The sequence below is a fragment of the Paenibacillus sp. JSM ZJ436 genome, from assembly GCF_044383795.1.
GTDB classification, from domain to species: domain Bacteria; phylum Bacillota; class Bacilli; order Paenibacillales; family Paenibacillaceae; genus Paenibacillus_AQ; species Paenibacillus_AQ algicola.
Genome location: NZ_JBISEO010000013.1, coordinates 38,338 through 55,154, shown reverse-complemented (window position 1 = coordinate 55,154; position 16,817 = coordinate 38,338). Strand labels below are relative to the sequence as shown.

At 50.7% G+C, this 16,817-nt stretch carries 19 protein-coding genes and 1 other RNA gene; 10 read left to right on the top strand and 10 right to left on the bottom strand.

Annotated elements, in window-relative coordinates:
• Positions 1-50 precede the first annotated feature (50 nt).
• The 3 genes from pepF to ACH6EH_RS15600 all read right to left on the bottom strand — a co-directional run bounded on the left by pepF (position 51) and on the right by ACH6EH_RS15600 (position 2,467).
• Positions 51-1,841 (bottom strand): oligoendopeptidase F, encoded by a 1,791-nt coding sequence (gene pepF, locus ACH6EH_RS15610; protein ID WP_397333027.1) that lies wholly within the window; start codon positions 1,839-1,841, stop codon positions 51-53.
• A gap of 205 nt (positions 1,842-2,046) precedes the next feature.
• Positions 2,047-2,229, bottom strand: coding sequence for a hypothetical protein (locus ACH6EH_RS15605; RefSeq protein WP_138226354.1), 183 nt, complete (start codon positions 2,227-2,229; stop codon positions 2,047-2,049).
• Between the two features lie 4 nt (positions 2,230-2,233).
• Positions 2,234-2,467, bottom strand: coding sequence for a hypothetical protein (locus tag ACH6EH_RS15600; RefSeq protein WP_138226353.1), 234 nt, complete (start codon positions 2,465-2,467; stop codon positions 2,234-2,236).
• A gap of 176 nt (positions 2,468-2,643) precedes the next feature.
• On the opposite strand from ACH6EH_RS15600, the gene ACH6EH_RS15595 reads away from it, so the two are divergent.
• The 4 genes from ACH6EH_RS15595 (at position 2,644) to ACH6EH_RS15580 (ending at position 5,457) form a co-directional block, all read left to right on the top strand.
• Positions 2,644-2,841: a cold shock domain-containing protein gene (locus tag ACH6EH_RS15595; RefSeq protein ID WP_138226352.1), complete on the top strand. Its 198-nt coding sequence runs from the start codon at positions 2,644-2,646 to the stop codon at positions 2,839-2,841.
• A gap of 233 nt (positions 2,842-3,074) precedes the next feature.
• Positions 3,075-4,157, top strand: coding sequence for a tetraprenyl-beta-curcumene synthase family protein (locus ACH6EH_RS15590; protein ID WP_397332995.1), 1,083 nt, complete (start codon positions 3,075-3,077; stop codon positions 4,155-4,157).
• 19 nt (positions 4,158-4,176) lie between these two features.
• Positions 4,177-5,148, top strand: coding sequence for a 6-phosphofructokinase (gene pfkA / locus ACH6EH_RS15585; protein ID WP_397332994.1), 972 nt, complete (start codon positions 4,177-4,179; stop codon positions 5,146-5,148).
• Between the two features lie 102 nt (positions 5,149-5,250).
• Positions 5,251-5,457 (top strand): DUF3906 family protein, encoded by a 207-nt coding sequence (locus tag ACH6EH_RS15580; RefSeq protein ID WP_138226349.1) that lies wholly within the window; start codon positions 5,251-5,253, stop codon positions 5,455-5,457.
• A 121-nt stretch (positions 5,458-5,578) separates the two neighbouring features.
• On the opposite strand, the gene ACH6EH_RS15575 is transcribed toward ACH6EH_RS15580, so the two are convergent.
• From ACH6EH_RS15575 to ACH6EH_RS15560, 4 genes are all read right to left on the bottom strand, one after another.
• Complete coding sequence (locus ACH6EH_RS15575; RefSeq protein ID WP_397332993.1) at positions 5,579-6,946, bottom strand: MATE family efflux transporter; 1,368 nt, start codon at positions 6,944-6,946, stop codon at positions 5,579-5,581.
• Between the two features lie 99 nt (positions 6,947-7,045).
• Complete coding sequence (locus ACH6EH_RS15570) at positions 7,046-8,203, bottom strand: putative glycoside hydrolase (protein WP_397332992.1); 1,158 nt, start codon at positions 8,201-8,203, stop codon at positions 7,046-7,048.
• Between the two features lie 291 nt (positions 8,204-8,494).
• Positions 8,495-8,698: a hypothetical protein gene (locus ACH6EH_RS15565; protein ID WP_397332991.1), complete on the bottom strand. Its 204-nt coding sequence runs from the start codon at positions 8,696-8,698 to the stop codon at positions 8,495-8,497.
• Between the two features lie 152 nt (positions 8,699-8,850).
• A complete protein-coding gene (locus ACH6EH_RS15560) occupies positions 8,851-9,672 on the bottom strand; it encodes a YitT family protein (RefSeq protein ID WP_397332990.1) in 822 nt (273 codons plus the stop codon).
• A gap of 288 nt (positions 9,673-9,960) precedes the next feature.
• Here ACH6EH_RS15560 and cshA point away from each other — a divergent pair, with 288 nt between their 5' ends.
• On the top strand, positions 9,961-11,583 hold the full coding sequence (gene cshA, locus ACH6EH_RS15555; protein WP_397332989.1) for a degradosome RNA helicase CshA: 1,623 nt from the start codon (positions 9,961-9,963) through the stop codon (positions 11,581-11,583).
• Between the two features lie 70 nt (positions 11,584-11,653).
• Here the strand turns inward: cshA and ACH6EH_RS15550 are convergent, their stop codons facing one another.
• Positions 11,654-11,779 carry a YjcZ family sporulation protein gene (locus tag ACH6EH_RS15550; protein WP_138226344.1) on the bottom strand — a complete coding sequence of 42 codons (126 nt, stop codon included), beginning with the start codon at positions 11,777-11,779 and terminating at the stop codon, positions 11,654-11,656.
• Positions 11,780-11,950: 171 nt separating this feature from the next.
• Here ACH6EH_RS15550 and ACH6EH_RS15545 point away from each other — a divergent pair, with 171 nt between their 5' ends.
• The 3 genes from ACH6EH_RS15545 (at position 11,951) to ACH6EH_RS15535 (ending at position 13,565) form a co-directional block, all read left to right on the top strand.
• Positions 11,951-12,757: a YesL family protein gene (locus tag ACH6EH_RS15545; protein WP_138226343.1), complete on the top strand. Its 807-nt coding sequence runs from the start codon at positions 11,951-11,953 to the stop codon at positions 12,755-12,757.
• Between the two features lie 41 nt (positions 12,758-12,798).
• A non-coding RNA gene (gene ssrS, locus ACH6EH_RS15540) (6S RNA) lies at positions 12,799-12,990 on the top strand.
• A 182-nt stretch (positions 12,991-13,172) separates the two neighbouring features.
• Positions 13,173-13,565 (top strand): DUF1499 domain-containing protein, encoded by a 393-nt coding sequence (locus ACH6EH_RS15535; protein ID WP_138226342.1) that lies wholly within the window; start codon positions 13,173-13,175, stop codon positions 13,563-13,565.
• A gap of 71 nt (positions 13,566-13,636) precedes the next feature.
• Here the strand turns inward: ACH6EH_RS15535 and tpx are convergent, their stop codons facing one another.
• Positions 13,637-14,155 (bottom strand): thiol peroxidase, encoded by a 519-nt coding sequence (gene tpx, locus ACH6EH_RS15530; RefSeq protein ID WP_138226341.1) that lies wholly within the window; start codon positions 14,153-14,155, stop codon positions 13,637-13,639.
• Between the two features lie 117 nt (positions 14,156-14,272).
• On the opposite strand from tpx, the gene ACH6EH_RS15525 reads away from it, so the two are divergent.
• Both ACH6EH_RS15525 and gltC read left to right on the top strand, forming a co-directional pair.
• Positions 14,273-14,893 (top strand): rhomboid family intramembrane serine protease, encoded by a 621-nt coding sequence (locus ACH6EH_RS15525; protein ID WP_397332988.1) that lies wholly within the window; start codon positions 14,273-14,275, stop codon positions 14,891-14,893.
• A 60-nt stretch (positions 14,894-14,953) separates the two neighbouring features.
• A complete protein-coding gene (gltC, locus tag ACH6EH_RS15520) occupies positions 14,954-15,880 on the top strand; it encodes a glutamate biosynthesis transcriptional regulator GltC (RefSeq protein WP_397332987.1) in 927 nt (308 codons plus the stop codon).
• A 250-nt stretch (positions 15,881-16,130) separates the two neighbouring features.
• On the opposite strand, the gene ACH6EH_RS15515 is transcribed toward gltC, so the two are convergent.
• Entirely contained in the window at positions 16,131-16,808 is a 678-nt protein-coding gene (locus ACH6EH_RS15515; protein ID WP_138226338.1) for a zinc metallopeptidase, read from the bottom strand.
• Positions 16,809-16,817 lie beyond the last annotated feature (9 nt).

Here is a 16,817-nt window from a genome sequence, read left to right as displayed (position 1 = left end):
TTGCCGCAAAGACAAGGGATTTACTTAAACGCTATAAACAGGGTGTGATGTTATTTCGTAAGCTGCTCCATTTGCGTAATGACGTCCTCAAAGACGCTCATGGCTTCGCGGATCGGCTCTGGCGAAGACATATCCACGCCTGCTTTTTTCAAAATCTGAATGGAGAAATCACTGCCGCCGCTCTTCAGGAAGGACAGATAACGGTCTACAGCAGGCTGACCCTCTTCCAGAATCTGCTTCGAGAAGCTCGTAGCCGCGGAGAAGCCCGTTGCGTACTTATACACGTAGAAGCTGTTGTAAAAGTGTGGGATCCGGGCCCACTCCATGCTAATGTCCTTATCAACCACCATATCCTTGCCATGGTATTTCACATTCAGCTCGTAGTAAATGTCGCTCAAGTCCTGAGGAGTCAGAGAATCTCCCTGCTCGGCGCGCTCGTGTACGATTTTCTCGAACTCGGCAAACATCGTCTGACGGAATACCGTCGTCCGGAATTGATCGGCATAGTACGTGAGCAGGTACATTTTTTCCTTCGGATCTGTAGATTTCTTGAGCAAATAATCCATCAACAGAGCCTCGTTCGTCGTGGAGGCCACCTCAGCCAGGAAAATGGTGTACTGTGCATCCCGGTATTTCAATGCATTGTCCGAGTAGAAGGAGTGCAGCGCATGACCCATCTCATGAGCCAGCGTGAACATGCTGTTCAGGTTGTTCTTGTGGTTCAGCAGCACATAAGGATGTGTGCCGTAGGCTCCCCAGCTGTAGGCTCCCGTACGCTTATTCTCATTCTCGTACACGTCGATCCAGCCGTTATCATAGCCCTCCTGCAGAAACCCGAGGTATTCAGCTCCAAGAGGCTGAAGGCCGTCCTTGACCTGCTGCTTCGCTTCCTCATAGGTGATGTCCAGCTTATATTCATCCACGAGCGGGGCGAACAGATCGTACATATGCAGCTCATCTACCCCGAGAAGCTTCTTGCGAAGCTGCATGTAGCGGTGCAGCAACGGCAGGCTCTCGTGAATGGTATCGACTAGGTTCGTGTACACTTCCTTCGGAATGTTGTCTCCGTACAGCGACATCTCCAATACGGATGGATACTTGCGTACCCGCGAGTAAAAAATATTCTTGTTTACGTTCGCATTCAGCGTGGCGGCAATGGTATTCTTCTGCTTGCTGTACGTTTCATAGACCGCCTTGAAGGCAGCTTCGCGGACCTGACGGTTCGGATTCTCAAGGAACTGGATGTAGCTGCCGTGAGTCAGCTCGACTTCCTTGCCGTTCTCATCCTTGATCTTCGGGAATTTCATATCTGCATTATTCAGCATACCGAAAATGGTCTGCGGAGCAGAAGAGAGGTTGCCGACCTGGGCGAGCAGGGCTTCTTCGGTTTTGGACAGAATATGGGCTTTCTCTCTCTTCATCTCTGTCAGGGTGAAGGTATACTCCGACAGCAGCGGGTTCTTGATCAGCTCATCGAGCTGGCTGTCTGTCATCGCCAAAATCTCCGGAGTTATGAAGGAGAGGGCCTCGCCCACCTCAACACTCAGCTTTTTGGCTTTCTGCGTCAACGCCTGGTATGTAGGGTCTGCGGTATCCTCATCATGATGCATATGGGCGTATACAAAAAGCCGCTCGGTGTGCTGTCCGATCTCATCCTCCAGCTCAAAGCATTGCTTGATGGCTTCAGCCTCGTTCAGCTTTCCTTGGTACTGCTTGCTGCTTTCCGTCAGTCTGCGGACCTCCTCATAGGTCTGATCCCAGGCCTTCTGGTCTGCAAACATATCCCCCAGCTTCCATTTATGCTCGGCAGGTACTTCGGTGCGCTTTGGCAAAGTTTCCATTGAAATCCTCCTAATCGGGTTATCGTTGAATGGCATCCGGGCTGCCTGAACAGAAGCGCCGGGATGGGGGCTTGACAGCGGCAATAAGGACAACACCAGCGTCAGGCACAGTGCTCTGGTGTACTTCATTGGCAGTAACCTCCTCGATGAAACAGCATCGAGCGATAGTATGCCTTGCCGCGCCTGCTTTCATCCGAGTCTCAGATCAAGAAGCACCCAGTGTGAAAAAGCTGTATACAATAATATAAAAGGCAAACAGAATCATGAAGATGGCGGTAATCGCCATGCCTTTGCGCAGCTGCGCAGGAATCCGGTCTCTGTTCATGATCATAATCAGGCCAAGACTGAAGGCCAGAATAATGAAAATGACGGCATTGGAGTAATCCATCGGCCTAGACCTGCTTGAAGCTCTGGATCAGCTCGTTCCACTCATCCTCGCGCCCCTTGAAATCCTCTTCAGGGAATCGGTTATGCGCCCACTGCATCAGCGCCGGACGGCTCATGAACGTATGCGTTTCTTCGCCCCACTGATCCGAGATTTCACGGAGCACGAGATAGCGGCCCTGCACCTCGACCGTCATCATGTTCCATTTGTCTCTTTTGTATATTTCGTGTTTTTTAATCATATGCATTCTCCGTTTTTTGGGCTTTTGGGTAAATGATAACGCACCCGCTGTGCTAAAAGCAAATCATGAGCATCATATTTTTGCGTCAGAGCCATGAACGGATTGCATTGTTTTCGAACATGGGATATAATATGGATATTCGCCATAGATGGCGGTATTTTTAGGAGGTTGTTCATTTGAAAGGTACAGTTAAATGGTTTAACGCAGAAAAGGGTTACGGTTTTATTCAATACGAAGGCGGCGAGGACGTATTCGTACATTTCTCCGCTATTCAAGGCGACGGTTTCAAGACTCTTGACGAAGGTCAAGAAGTTGAATTCGACATCACTGAAGGTAACCGCGGTCCTCAAGCAGCTAACGTAATCAAGCTGTAAGCTAACTCCGTGTAACGGGGATCTTATAAAGCAAGAACCATTACAGTAATGAAGATGAAGGCACAGCTCCTCGGAGCTGTGTTTTTTTCTTGTTCTTTTTTGACGTCCCCCCATCTTTGTCCTCTTCATACAACCTCGTCAAGAACCCATTTGTACAATAGGAATGATCATATTATAATAGGTTTGATTTGGATGAATATAAAAAAAACACAAGCATGTGGAGGCCGGGTTCATTGAATGATCAAGAGCTAAGCCGTAAAGCTCCGCGCAGTCCCATCGGCCTGATGAGCCGGGTGTACCGATTTATTCTGCCCGAGGTTTCTGCCGAATTGGGGAAGTGGCGGCGGGACGCCGAGCAAATACCCGATGAGGAGCTAAGAAGCCAGGCGCTGGCAAGTATTGATACGAAGCGGTTTCACTGTCAGGGCGGCGCAGTCTATGCTGCGGCGAATTTGCCGGAGAAGCATATTCTGATTCCGCTGATTGTCGCTTATCAAACGATCAGTGATTATTTGGATAATTTATGCGATCGAAGCACCTCCCTGGATCCGAAGGATTTCCGGAAGCTTCACCAGTCGATGCTGGATGCCGTAACCCCGGACAAGGCCCTGGAGGACTACTATGCGTATCGCTCTGAGAAAGAGGACGGCGGCTACCTGACCCGTCTGGTCATGACCTGCCGGGAGGCGATCAGCCAGCTGCAGGGATACGAAGCAGCCCGACCATACATAAGGGATTTGGCTTCGTTGTACACGGATCTTCAGGTTCACAAGCACATTCATCCAGAGCAGCGTGAGGCGGCTTTGCTGGAGTGGTGGTCCATTCATGCCCACCGGACACCGCACCTGCGCTGGAACGAATTTGCCGCGGCGACAGGATCAACGCTTGGAGTGTTTATGCTGTTCCTGGCGGCGTCAGATCCGTTTTTGGATGATCAGGATGCATCTAGCATTCATGCGGCATACTTTCCTAATGTATGCAGTCTCCACATCATGCTGGATTATCTGATTGATCAGGATGAGGACCGGATCGGCGGCGATCTGAATTTCTGCAATTACTATGATGACGCCGAGGCCATGCTGAGCAGGCTAACCTCCATTGTAGAATGGGCGCGCAAGGATGTGGCAGCCATTCCTTCGGCAGGATTTCACCGGATGATCATCGAGGGGCTTCTGGCATTATATTTATCCGATCCTAAAGTCAGTGAGCAGCAATTGGTTCGCAGTGTGTCCAAACGGCTGATGAAGCGGAGTCCGATGACCCGGATTTTCTTTCTGGTAAACAGCCAATGGATTCGCAGGCATAAAAATGATTGACCCACAAGGAGGAATAAACATGTCAGAAGTTAAAAAAATTGCAGTCTTGACCAGTGGCGGTGACTCTCAGGGGATGAACGCCGCACTGCGCGCCGTGGTCCGGAGCGGCCTGTACTATGGGCTGGAGGTGTACGGCATCCAGCGGGGATATCAGGGACTGCTCAACAACGAGATTAACAAAATGGATCTTCGCAGTGTAGGAGACATCATTCAGCGCGGAGGAACTGTGCTTCAATCCGCCCGCTGCCCGGAGTTTATGCAGCTGGAAGGGCAGCAGCGAGGTGCAGAAATTCTGAACCAGCACGGTATTGACGGCCTGGTCGTTATTGGCGGTGACGGTTCCTACCAAGGAGCGAACAAGCTGAGCAAGCTTGGGATCAAGACGATGGGACTGCCTGGCACAATTGATAATGATATTTCCTTTACCGATTATACGATCGGCTTTGACACGGCGGTAGGCGTCGTGGTTGATGCGGTGAACAAGCTTCGGGACACCATGTCATCGCACGCGCGTTCATCCATCGTTGAAGTCATGGGACGCCATTGCGGAGATATTGCGTTGCATGCGGGCCTGGCTTCCGGAGCCGAAACCATTCTCGTCCCGGAAGTACCTTACGACATGGACGAAATTGCGGATCGGATGAAAGAGAACTTTGAGAAGGGCAAACGTCACAGTATTGTGATCGTCGCTGAGGGCGTCGGACGCGGCGAAGATGTCGCCCATGCCTTGAAGGAGCGCCATGCCTCGATCGATGCACGAGTAACGGTCCTAGGACACATTCAGCGCGGCGGGGCTCCGACTCCGTTTGACCGTAATCTCGCCAGCCGTCTTGGTGATTTCGCCGTGCGCAGCTTGATCCAGGGAGAATCCGACAAGGGCTGCGGCATCATTAACGGGGAGCTGGTGCTGACCGATATTGATAAGGTCGTGAACACGAAGAAGGATTTTGACATGGATATGTACGAGCTGGCACTGCGCTTATCCCAGTAGTATAAACCTGTTGAAGCTCTGCGGAATGATTCCGCAGAGCTTTTTGACCAAGTATATGGAGCTGCGCATGCAAGCAGGGATGCAGAGAGAGGAGCATAAAGCATGTATTTGTATCGTATGGAAGTCCTTTGTGACCAAGGGAGCTTTGTTGTAATCACGGCAGCAGAGAATGAGGAGAATGCATTTCTTGCGGTGGACGAGCATCTGGAGCGGCATTTCTTGACCGTGCCCGACATTCAGGAGGTTACGATGGTGGAGAAAAAGCGCATTACGCCGGGGGCGGCGTATGTGATTGAAGCGAAAGGCTAGGCTAAGATCATGGTGCAGCAAGGGGACTCAAATGGATCATCTATTTGAGGGAGGGCCTCCATATAAATAAAGAAGCTGTCCCTCTAGATCTAATGATCTTTTAGGACAGCTATTTGTTTATTTACAATGCTCTAGCTTCTGCTGCAGGGTCATATCGGCGCTGCACCTTAATGAGCCGCAGCAGCAGCAATACTGCGCCTACCGCGAGACCGGTGATAAGCCCGATCCAGTAACCGAACGCGCCCAAGGAAGTAAAGGAAGCCATCACATAACCGACAGGCAGCCCAATCACCCAATAAGAAAGAAAGGCAAGCATAAACGCCACATTGACATCCTTATAGCCCCGCAGCGCGCCCTGGGTTGGGGTAGCAATCGCATCTGAAATTTGAAAGAACACAGCGAACAGCAAAAATTGCGAGATCAGCTGAACGACGGCGGGTTCGTTGGAGTACAGGCCTGCTACCTGCTTGCCCGCCGTGAACAAAATCACAGCAGCGAGAAGAGAGAGGAGCAGGGCGAAGCCGATGCCGAGCTTGGCATACAGCCTTGCGTCCTTCATGCGCCCAGAGCCTGCTTCATAGCCGACCAGAATCGTAAGACTCAAGCAGATGCTGAGGGGGAGCATATACAGCGTCGTCGCAAAATTGAGCGCTGCCTGATGGGCAGCAATGGTTGTCGTGTCATAGCTGCTCATCAGCAGCGTGACCGCCGCAAATACGGCAGTTTCAAAGAAGATGGAGAAACCGATCGGAACGCCGATCTTGGTCAGCTCCTTCCATGCCTTCAATGACACGCCGCGCAGCCTTCGGAAGATCATAAAATCGGAGAACGGATGCATCCAGTGAATGATCGCCACGGCAATGATGAAGACCACCCAATAGGTAATAGCAGAAGAAACCCCCGCCCCAACGCCTCCTAAACGTGGAAATCCTGCAAGTCCGAAGATAAACAAGGCATTCAGGCCGACGTTCACCGGCAATGAAATCAGTGTAATGGCCATTGAAATCCGAGTCTGGCCCAGCGCATCCAGAAAGCTGCGCAGCACGGTATAGACAAATAACGGGATGATGCCGGCCGAAATGGCAGTCAAATAGCCCCCTGCAACCTCTTTTACCGCAGGCTCCAAAGGCATGTGCTCCAGAATAACCGGAACGCAAGCATAACCAATGCCCAGCACGAGAAGTGCGAGGAGGACCGAGAACCATAGCGCCTGAAGCACTTGATAAGCCACCTTGCTTTCCTGGCGGGCTCCCATCAGCTGGGATACGATCGGGGTTATGCCGATCAGAATTCCGCTAAGGCCGGTCTGAACCGGGATCCAGAGGCTCGTTGCAATCGCAACGCCGGCCAGATCGCTGGAGCCAAATTTACCGGACATATTAGAGTCAAAAAAGGCCATTGCCGATAAGGACAGCTGTGTAACAAGAATGGGCAGCAGGATGACGAGAAACTGCTTGAATTTCTGCCCTAAAGAATGGGTTTGCTTCATGGTATTTGTCCTTCTTTTCTATTGTTCTATCCATGGACAATATAAAAACCCGGCCACAGGGCCGGGTGCTCATGGTTCAGTAGGATGCATGATGGCGGCTTACTTGTATTCAACTCCCTTAGTGTACCTGTTGGACGCGTTCCAAAGCAAGTATTCGTCGACCTTCATCTCTTTCAGGGCGCGAATCTGTTCCTCGACTTCCTTCTTGCCGTACTTGGCATAGTTTCCGCTGCCCAGCCAGCTTGCTGTGAAATCCTGAATCCATGGCCGGATAATCGGCTTGTAGGAGCCAAGTGGATCCAGCTTCTCGTGCGTATCCTCCATCGAGCCCTTAATCGTCTGATAAGGGGCCTTGTCCGGGGTCTTGGAGCCAAACCAGCCGGTCGTGTAATGACTTGGATACACCATAGGGCTGATGACGTCCACATGCTTGGATATTTTGACAAAGTCCTGTCCAATGCCCTCCGCAGCCGGTACAGAAGCAGCATATCCAAAAATATCAACCGAAACGCGAATGCCCAGCGGCTCCAGCTCCTTGCGGGCATACTTCACGAATTCTGCAACAATATCCACGCGCGACTGCTCGCTCTTGGTGTACTTCAGGGAATCAGCACGCTTCTCAAAGCCCTCCGGGAAGCGGACGTAGTCAAACTGAATTTCTTTGAAGCCCATCTTGGCTGCTTCCTTGGCGATTTCTACATTGTAATCCCAGACCTCCTTGCGGTAGGGATTGACGAACATATCACCGCTGCCGTTCTGCCACACACTACCGTCACTCTTCACAAAGGAAAGCTCCGGATTCTTCTTCGCCAGAATGGTGTCTTTAAATACAACGACCCGGGCGATTGGATAAATTTCATGCTTGTCCAGGCGTTCCATCAGCTGGCCCATGTCCTTGATAAAAGGCTGGGGCTTGCCCATCTCCTGAAGCTTAGCGTTCTCCGTCTTGTACGTTATGTATCCCTCGTCATCCTTAATGTCGATGACCATCGCATTCAGCTCCGTGTCATCCACCAGCTTGACCAGCTCTTCCATGCGGGAGCCGCCTGCACTGTATGCTGTGACGTAAATTCCCTTCACAACCGGCGCTTCGTCCTGCTGCGGATCGGATTTCACAGCGTTACCACTGCCTGCTGCCGGCTGCTTTGCGACCGTGCTCACGGAGGTCTGCAGCAGGCTGGTCACCTCGCCGTCCGGCTGGCCGTACATCCCCATGCCGCCTGCAGTCCAGATGAGTAAAGCCAAGATGATGTTCATAATTACCTCTCTCCCTTGTGTCCTTGCACAATAATAAATATTATATACAACCTGTGTCTGACAAAAAGAACGGAATTGTTACAACAAAACAACCGATATGTCATTTGATACCCTCAAACACAGATACCTCACTTTTTTAAACGAAATTGAAGGGCTTCAAACGCTAACCAATCAATAGATGGATATGCATCTAAAAAAAGGAATGCAAAAAAAATGCCGCCATCCATTAAGAAGCAGGAGGGCGGCATTTCTGGTTCTCTCCCGAAGCAGGTATGCTGCGGGCCGATATCGTTAATGAAGCAGAGCTTGATTCTGTTGCTCACAAATGCTGTACTGAATAATTTCAAGAGCGTCTTCTTCTTCAAGGATCCCTAAGCCGTCGCGGAGGACAATCCGGAAATTGAGCTCACTCTGGTTAAAAAAGGGCATCATCTCCGGAAACCATTTCAAGACGATTTCTGACAATTTGACCGTTTCCATTTCCACAAAAATCACCCTTTCCTTCCTTTTTGTGAGGCCAGGCAGGATCTTCTTAGTAAACGGAAAAGCAAATGCGGCTGTAATCTTGGAAGAGCAGCCTATCCATATTGTAGGAGCTGAGCACTCGTATTATACCACAAAGTCTAATTCTTTTAACAACTACATAATTAACCCCGGCGGAATTGTCCCATCACCCCAACGGTTTCTACAATGTTCACAAAGGCCTCCGGATCAGTTTCTTTAATAATAATTCTGAGCTCCGCCAGCTCGTAGCGGGTGGTGACGGTCATGAGCATGTCTTTTTCCTTATGGCTGAAGGCACCCTGAGTCTTGATCCGCGTCACCCCGCGCGGCCTTTGCAGCAGCTTCGAGAGCAGCTCCTCCGTCCGGTCTGTGACGATAAAGACGGTGACTTTGATATTATTGATGTAAATGAAGTCAATCACGCGTCCGGTGACGTACATCGACAGCATGGAGGCGAGCGCAAGGTTCCAGTCATTCTCCAAGTAAGCGACAGCCAGAATTACCAGCGTATTCATGCCGACGAGCACGCTGCCCACTGGGAAGTCCCGGTATCGGGTCACTATGGAGCCCATGACATCAAAGCCGCCCGTAGAGCCGCCTGCCCGGAAAGACACACCTGCACCGAAGCCGACGAGCAGACCGCCGAACACGGAGGACAGCAGCATATCAGAGGCAACAGACTGCACGGGTATGAATTCCAGCAGCAACGTAACAATGGCAACAGACAGCATGCTGAGTCCGACAAAACGTTTGCCGAGCTTGATCCAGCCTGCAATCAGGATAGGAATGTTGATCACAAAATACATCACGCTGATATTCAGCGGAGAGAAGTAGCCGATCAGCATGGCTACCCCGGATACGCCTCCGCTGAGCAGGTGGTGGGGGATAAGAAACAGGTTAAAGCCGCAGGCAATAACGACAGCCCCGGTAATGATGGATATGTATGTCCAAAGGGCTTTGATCATAAGTGTTCACCTCGGTAGTTAGTATGACATTATGGATGCGGCTGGTATTCCTTCATCAATGTGTGATATACTGTATTAGATATTCTTGAGTAGATGATTACTAAGAAAACTTTGCACGCTTATCAGGATGATTATACATTAGCCGACCTTGTATTTCGGCAGTAATAAATTATGGTCAACCCTCATGCAGAAAATCCTGCGGGCCGGGAAAGCCTAAACAAGTCACCGCTACTTAAGAATACAGAGAAGAATGTGGGATGTCCACTAGATAGAAGGAGTATGAACCTATTGAAAACATTTGCAGATTTTGGTCTGGAGCCCCGCGTGCTTCAGGCAATTACTGAGCTTGGCTTTGAAGAAGCCACTCCGATTCAATCCCAGTCGATTCCGATTGCTTTGACCGGACGGGATATGATTGGTCAAGCACAGACCGGTACCGGAAAGACGGCAGCATTCGGGCTGCCCCTCATCTCCAAGATTCAGCGTGAAGAGGAGCGCATTGTTGCTCTCGTTATGACACCAACCCGTGAGCTGGCGATCCAGGTCGCTGAAGAAATTGGAAAGCTGTCCCGTTTCAAGGGAATTCGCAGCTTGCCAATCTATGGAGGCCAGGATATCGGCCGTCAGATCCGCGCGTTGAAGAAGAAGCCGCAGATTATTATCGGAACACCGGGCCGTTTGCTGGATCATATTAACCGCAAAACCATCCGCCTGGATGATGTTCAGACCGTTGTTCTGGACGAAGCGGATGAAATGCTGGACATGGGCTTCATGGATGACATCCAGTCCATCCTGAAGCTGGTACCGGAGGAGCGTCAGACGCTGCTGTTCTCGGCGACCATGCCTCCGAACATTCACAAGCTGGCTCAGCAATTTCTGAAGGACCCTGAGCATGTATCGGTTATTCCGAAGCATGTCAGCGCACCTTTGATTGATCAAGCTTACATTGAAGTGCCTGAGCGCCAGAAGTTTGAGGCGCTGAGCCGCCTGATCGATATGGAGTCCCCGGACCTTGCGATCGTATTCGGACGCACGAAGCGCCGGGTTGACGAGCTGGCTGAAGCGCTCCAGAAGCGCGGTTATTCAGCAGATGGCCTTCATGGCGATTTGTCGCAGCATCAGCGTGACACGGTCATGCGCAGATTCCGCGACGGAAGCATTGATGTTCTCGTAGCTACCGACGTTGCAGCGCGTGGACTGGACGTTTCCGGTGTATCGCACGTTGTTAACTTTGATCTTCCGCAGGATCCTGAAAGCTATGTACACCGTATTGGACGTACGGGCCGTGCCGGTAGAGAAGGAACAGCATGGTCTTTTGTAACGCCGCGTGAAATTGACCATCTTCGTTTCATTGAACGCGTAACCCGTCACCGTATTCCTCGTAAGCCGTTGCCAACGATGGCTGAGGCAATCGAAGGCAAGCAGCGTGTAACGGCTGAGCGTGTACTAGAAATGATCGAGAAAGGTGAACTGAACGAATACAAGGGTCTGGCCATTCAGCTCCTGGAGCAGTACGATTCCGTTCAGCTTCTGGCATCAGCTATGAAGCTGTTGACAGGCGATGACAAGAAGGAAGCTGATATTCAGCTGACTCCGGAAGATCCGATCCGCGTGAAGCGCCGGAAGCCGGACATTCGCAGTGGCCGCAAGCCTAGCGGCGGTTACAACCGTGATCGCCAAGGCGGCGGGGGCGGATACAACCGTGATCGTCAGGGTCAAGGCGGAAGCGGCGGCCGTGGAGGCTACAACCGCGGTGGCAGCAGCAGCGGCGGATACAGCCGTGATGGCGGCTCTTCCTCTTCCCGTGAGGGTGGATACAACCGGGACCGCAGCGGCGACCGGGATCGCAAGCCGCGCTCGTACAACAATGACCGCAGACCGAGCTCGAGCAGCAACGATTACAATAGCTAAGTCGAATGAATAATACAAAGACGGAGCTGCGCCATCACGGCGTCAGCTCCGTCTTTATATTCTTGCCGTCTTAGATGTAGAATGCGCGAGTGATGATGACGAGTAGGATAAACAGAACCAGAACGATACCAACCGTTGAGCCGTAGCCATAGCCGCAAGCGCCGGCACCAGCGTAACCTCCGGATACACAAGACATGAAGATTCAACTCCTTTGAAGGTGGTGTTAGTTTACATCCATATCATATGGAGCAAAGCGTCACCGGGTATGGACGAAAGCCCGGTCTTTCCAATTTAGGCTCTGGTCACAGAGACATAAAATAAGGTATATTAGTAGGTACATGCATGAGACAGTGAGGAGGAAATGGTTTTGGAAATGAAGGGACCCATGGGGGGCTTATACAGAATAACCGAATGGATCACCCGTATCGCGTTTACGAACATCCTGTGGGTGTTATGCTCTTTACCGTTTTTGTTTTTTCTGGTGACTAAATTTATGATGATGGTGCAGGTGCCGGACGCTGTGAACGAGCAGATCCTGGCCAACTGGATTATGGGCATACTAGCGCCGTTCGTCTTGTTCCCGGCAACTGCTGCCATGTTTACCGTAGTCAGAAAATGGGTGATGGGCGATCCCGACGTCCCCGTGTTCAAGACCTTCTTCAGAGGCTATAAGGAAAATTATAAGCAGGCTATGATTGGCGGTTTCGTGTACACTCTGTTATTTGTGATCATGTACATTGACTACACCGTATACATGACTCAGATGGGAGACGGCTTTCAGCTTGTAGGCATTGTCATGCTCGTGCTGCTGCTGGTGCTGTTCGTTTCCTTGTTCAATTTCTTCTCCATGGCAGTCCATTATGAAATGAAGTCGACCCAGCTGCTCAAAAATGCGGTGCTGCTGACTCTGATTCGTCCATTCCGCGTCTTCTCGACACTGGTGGGAAGCGCTCTCTTGATCTTTATTGGCATACGGGTTCCTGTGCTGTTCGTATTCTTCTTGTTCTGCATCATGGCAGTGTTTGCGTTCTTTAACTTCTATGGAACCTACATGAAGATGCAGGAGCAGGCTGAGCGGATGAAGCAGCAGGAAGAAGAGGAATCTGCCGAGCGAGCCCTCCTGGAAAGTATGGAGCATGTAAAATCGGACGAGAAATCGAAAGATTCCCGTTAACATAAGGTTTACTTTTTCGCAAAAAACCCCTATAATGATTTTACATCCTGCGATGTACGTTTCGGTACTTACGTTGTTTTGAACCAATGACGATGTCTAGGGAGATCGACATTGAATCGCGGCTGAAATGCCCTGTCTATATGACTAGGGGAATTCATAACCGATTTTGAGATCACCCACCTGCTATAGCAGGTTCGAAGACAATGTTACCGGACGGCATAGGCGGGTGTTCCACCCATTTAAGTTTTGGCGTCTCTTCCTTTTATTAACATAAAGGGGAGAGGCGCTTTTTCATGAATGCACGTATAGAGAAGAAAAGACGCAGCGGCCTAGCAATAAAGGTTTGCTGAGAGGCTAAACAATGGTAAACTAGAGAGTGAAAAGGGAACGGTCATTTATAAAGGAGGAACGGTCTTTGTCATTCAAACGAGTTCTAGTGGGTATCGTGCGCAGTTATGACGGCACAAGCGACCGTGCTAAAGACCCGAAACTAAAGACACGATATTATAATCTTTCTAAAGAAAAATGCTTTGAGGAAGTAGCCTCGAACCTAAAGAAAATTCCCGGCTACAAGGTTCTGCATGAAGTCCCTTCCGTAGGGGAGATTATTCTCGAGAAAAGAACCAAGACCGGTCGTACTCTGGATATTACCGTGTCTGTACTTGGGATTAATCCCGTTCGCTCGGCTGTGGATATGTATTCGGCTTCCCGGGGCTCCCTGGGTGACTTGGGGGCTAATTATCGAGTGATTCTACAATTGTTCTCTGTACTGGACAAAAGATTGTCCAAGCACAGAATTGATGCATAGCACAAGCAAAAAGCGGGAGAGCTGCTCTCCCGCTTTTTTACAGGTGTTATGTAACCTGGTAATGACTGCTTCTAGCGCAGCGACTTGACGGCTTCCATAGCAGCGTCATAGTTCGGGTGCTCTGTCATTTCAGCCAAATATTCGACATAGGCAAGCTTGTCATTCTGGTCCACCACGAAGATGGAACGCATGTCCAGCTGGAATTCCTGAATGAGCACACCATACGCTTGTCCGAAGGAACGTGTCTTATAGTCGGACAGGGTGATCACTTGCTCAACACCGGCTGCACCACACCAGCGGGCTTGGGCGAATGGAAGGTCAGCACTGATGGTCAGGATGACAACGTCCTCACCGAGCGAAGCGGCTTCCTCATTGAAGCGGCGCGTTTGAGCGTCGCAGACACCGGTATCCAGTGATGGCACTACGCTGATCAGTTTGATTTTGCCGGCGTAATCCTTGAGGCTGACCTCCTCCAGCAAATTTTTGCTTACTGTGAAATCAGGTGCCTGATCGCCTACCTTCAGCTCGGGGCCTATCAATGTAATAGGATTGCCTTTAAATGTCGCAGCATCTTTACGTTCTTGAGCCATGTACATCTCCTCCTTGGAAATTCAAAGTTTGGTGATTGGTTTCATGGTACATTATAATCTTTTTAAAATAAGGATGTCCACCCGGGGTCCTGATGCACATCCAGGAAGGAGGATTCCATGATTTTTATTCGATACGAAAGCTATAAGAGCTATCTCCGGTATTACCCGTTTACCTCACTGCTGCTGCTTGCCAATCTGGTCATGTTTCTGATCGTAACTTTTGATGGCGGCTCGAATAATGTCTACGCGCAGCTGAAGTATGGTGCGCTGGCTGTGGTGGAACCGTTCAAGAGTGAATGGTGGCGCTATTTCACTTCCATGTTTCTTCATGGGGGCTTGGAGCACCTGTTCTTTAACAGCTTTGCGCTGCTTGTCATTGCGCCGCCGCTGGAGCGGATCCTTGGCAGTGTCCGTTATGCCGTGCTTTATCTGGTCAGCGGCGTGATGGGGAATGTGCTCAGTGTGTCCTACTACGTACAGAGCTCATCAGACGTGATCTGGCTGGTTGGTGCCTCCGGGGCCATTTACGGTGTGTATGGAGGGCTTCTGTATATTGCCTTGCTTCAGCAAAACAAGATGGATGAGAGCTCCAAGAAGACGCTATACGCGCTGCTCATTATGGGCGCCGTGTTCTCGTTCATGCCGGGCATCGGTTGGATGGCTCATTTTGGCGGTGCCATTACCGGATTCTTCATCTATGGATTGATGCTCCGGCTGTTTAAAGGGTCACGAATGTAAAAGATTAATTACAGGAAAAAGCATGAGCTTTATGGAATGCAGAATGGAGCGAGAAATAGCGTGGAATTAAGACAGTTGCAGTACTTTGTCAAGGTTGCGCAGAAAGAGCATGTTACCCAGGCCGCAGAGGAGCTGCATGTGGCCCAGTCCGCCGTAAGCCGTCAAATCCATCAGCTGGAGGAGGAGCTCGGAATCAATCTGTTCATGCAGAAGGGGCGTAATCTTCAGCTGACGCCAGTGGGTCAGCTGTTCTGTAAGCGGGTAGAGGGAATTATGAAGGATCTAGATCGGGCGGTAGCAGAAATCCATGAATTTCTGGACCCGGAGCAGGGCGAGATCCGAATCGGATTTCCACATAGCCTGGGTATTCACCTGATCCCTTCCATCGTTGCAGAATTCAAACAGAGATATCCGAATGTCAGATTCAGGTTTAAGCAAGGGATGTATCCAACGCTAATTCGGGATGTGTTGTCAGCCGAGGTTGACCTGGCTTTCGTATCTCCGTTTCCGGATCGGGAAGATCATATCCAGGGAGATGTAATGCTGACCGAGGAACTGTTTGCGATTCTTCCGCCGAATCATCCGCTGGCCGGAGAAGAAGAGATCAAGCTGGAGCAGCTGAAGGAAGAGCGCTTTATCCTGTTCAGCAAGGGCTACTCGCTGCGGCCGATTGTATGGCATGCCTGCCTGGAGGCTGGCTTTACACCGAAGATTGCTTTTGAGGGAGAAGAGACAGATACGATCCGTGGACTTGTAGCAGCAGGGATGGGCGTCAGTCTGCTTCCGGAAATGGCGTTGTTCCAGACCAATCCACTTCAGCCGGCCAGAGTTCGCATCTCAGAGCCGAAGGTCACCCGCTCGATCGGTTTGATTCATCGGGCAGACGAGAAGCTGCCGCCCGTAGCGCAAGCGTTCCGCAGCTTCCTGCTGAATTATTTTGGGCTATGCCAAGGACAGGGAGAGGGAAAGCTCCCCGGGCAGGCATAGGAGTGATCCTGTGACTTGACATGAAGGAAGATACTTAGGAAGGTGAGGTCGCATAGCAGAATGGGCTGCATGACCATCATCATTGATAAAGGCTGTGACACAATAAAAGGCGGTGCCGGAGAGCTTGCTCCTGGCGCCGCCTTTTCATATTCCCGGGAGATCTGACGCTGCTTACAAGAGCGATGACCTGCACGCATAAAAAAAGCTGCTCTCTAAGACCGTTGGTCTAAGAGAGCAGCTTGGGATCGATCTACTCGCGGTTCGTGAAGATCATAATGTAGCGAATGAGCTCCAGGAGGGATAGCAGGGCTGCAGCGACATAAGTCAGAGCAGCGGCGTTCAGAACCTTAGCTACACCGCGTTCCTCGTCATTCGTAATATAACCTTCGGAGACCATGATTTCCCGGGCGCGGTTACTTGCGTTAAATTCGACGGGCAGGGTTACAAGCTGGAAAGCAACGGCGGCCGAGAAGAAAATGATACCCAGACCAATCAGGTTGAAAGCGCCGAACAGAAAGCCTGCAATCAACAGAAACGGTGCAATGCCGGATGCGAAGTTTACGACCGGAAACATCTTGTGGCGGGCAACCAGCATCGGATAGCTCACTTTATGCTGAATAGCGTGACCGACTTCGTGGCAAGCAACGGAAACCGCAGAGATCGTACGCTCATAGTAGACCGGCTCGGAGAGGCGAACGACACGCTTGATCGGGTCATAGTGGTCACTTAGTGCTCCGGGAACCGGCTCAATCGGTACATCGTACAGGCCGTTGGCATCCAGCATGTGACGCGCTGCATCATAACCGGTCATCCCTCTGAGATTCTCGACCTTGGCCCATTTGTTGAAGGTACCCTTAACTCGAAACTGGGCCCACAACGAGAAAATAAAAGCAATGATGATAAGAATAAACATACCATCTGTATACATTTGTCATTC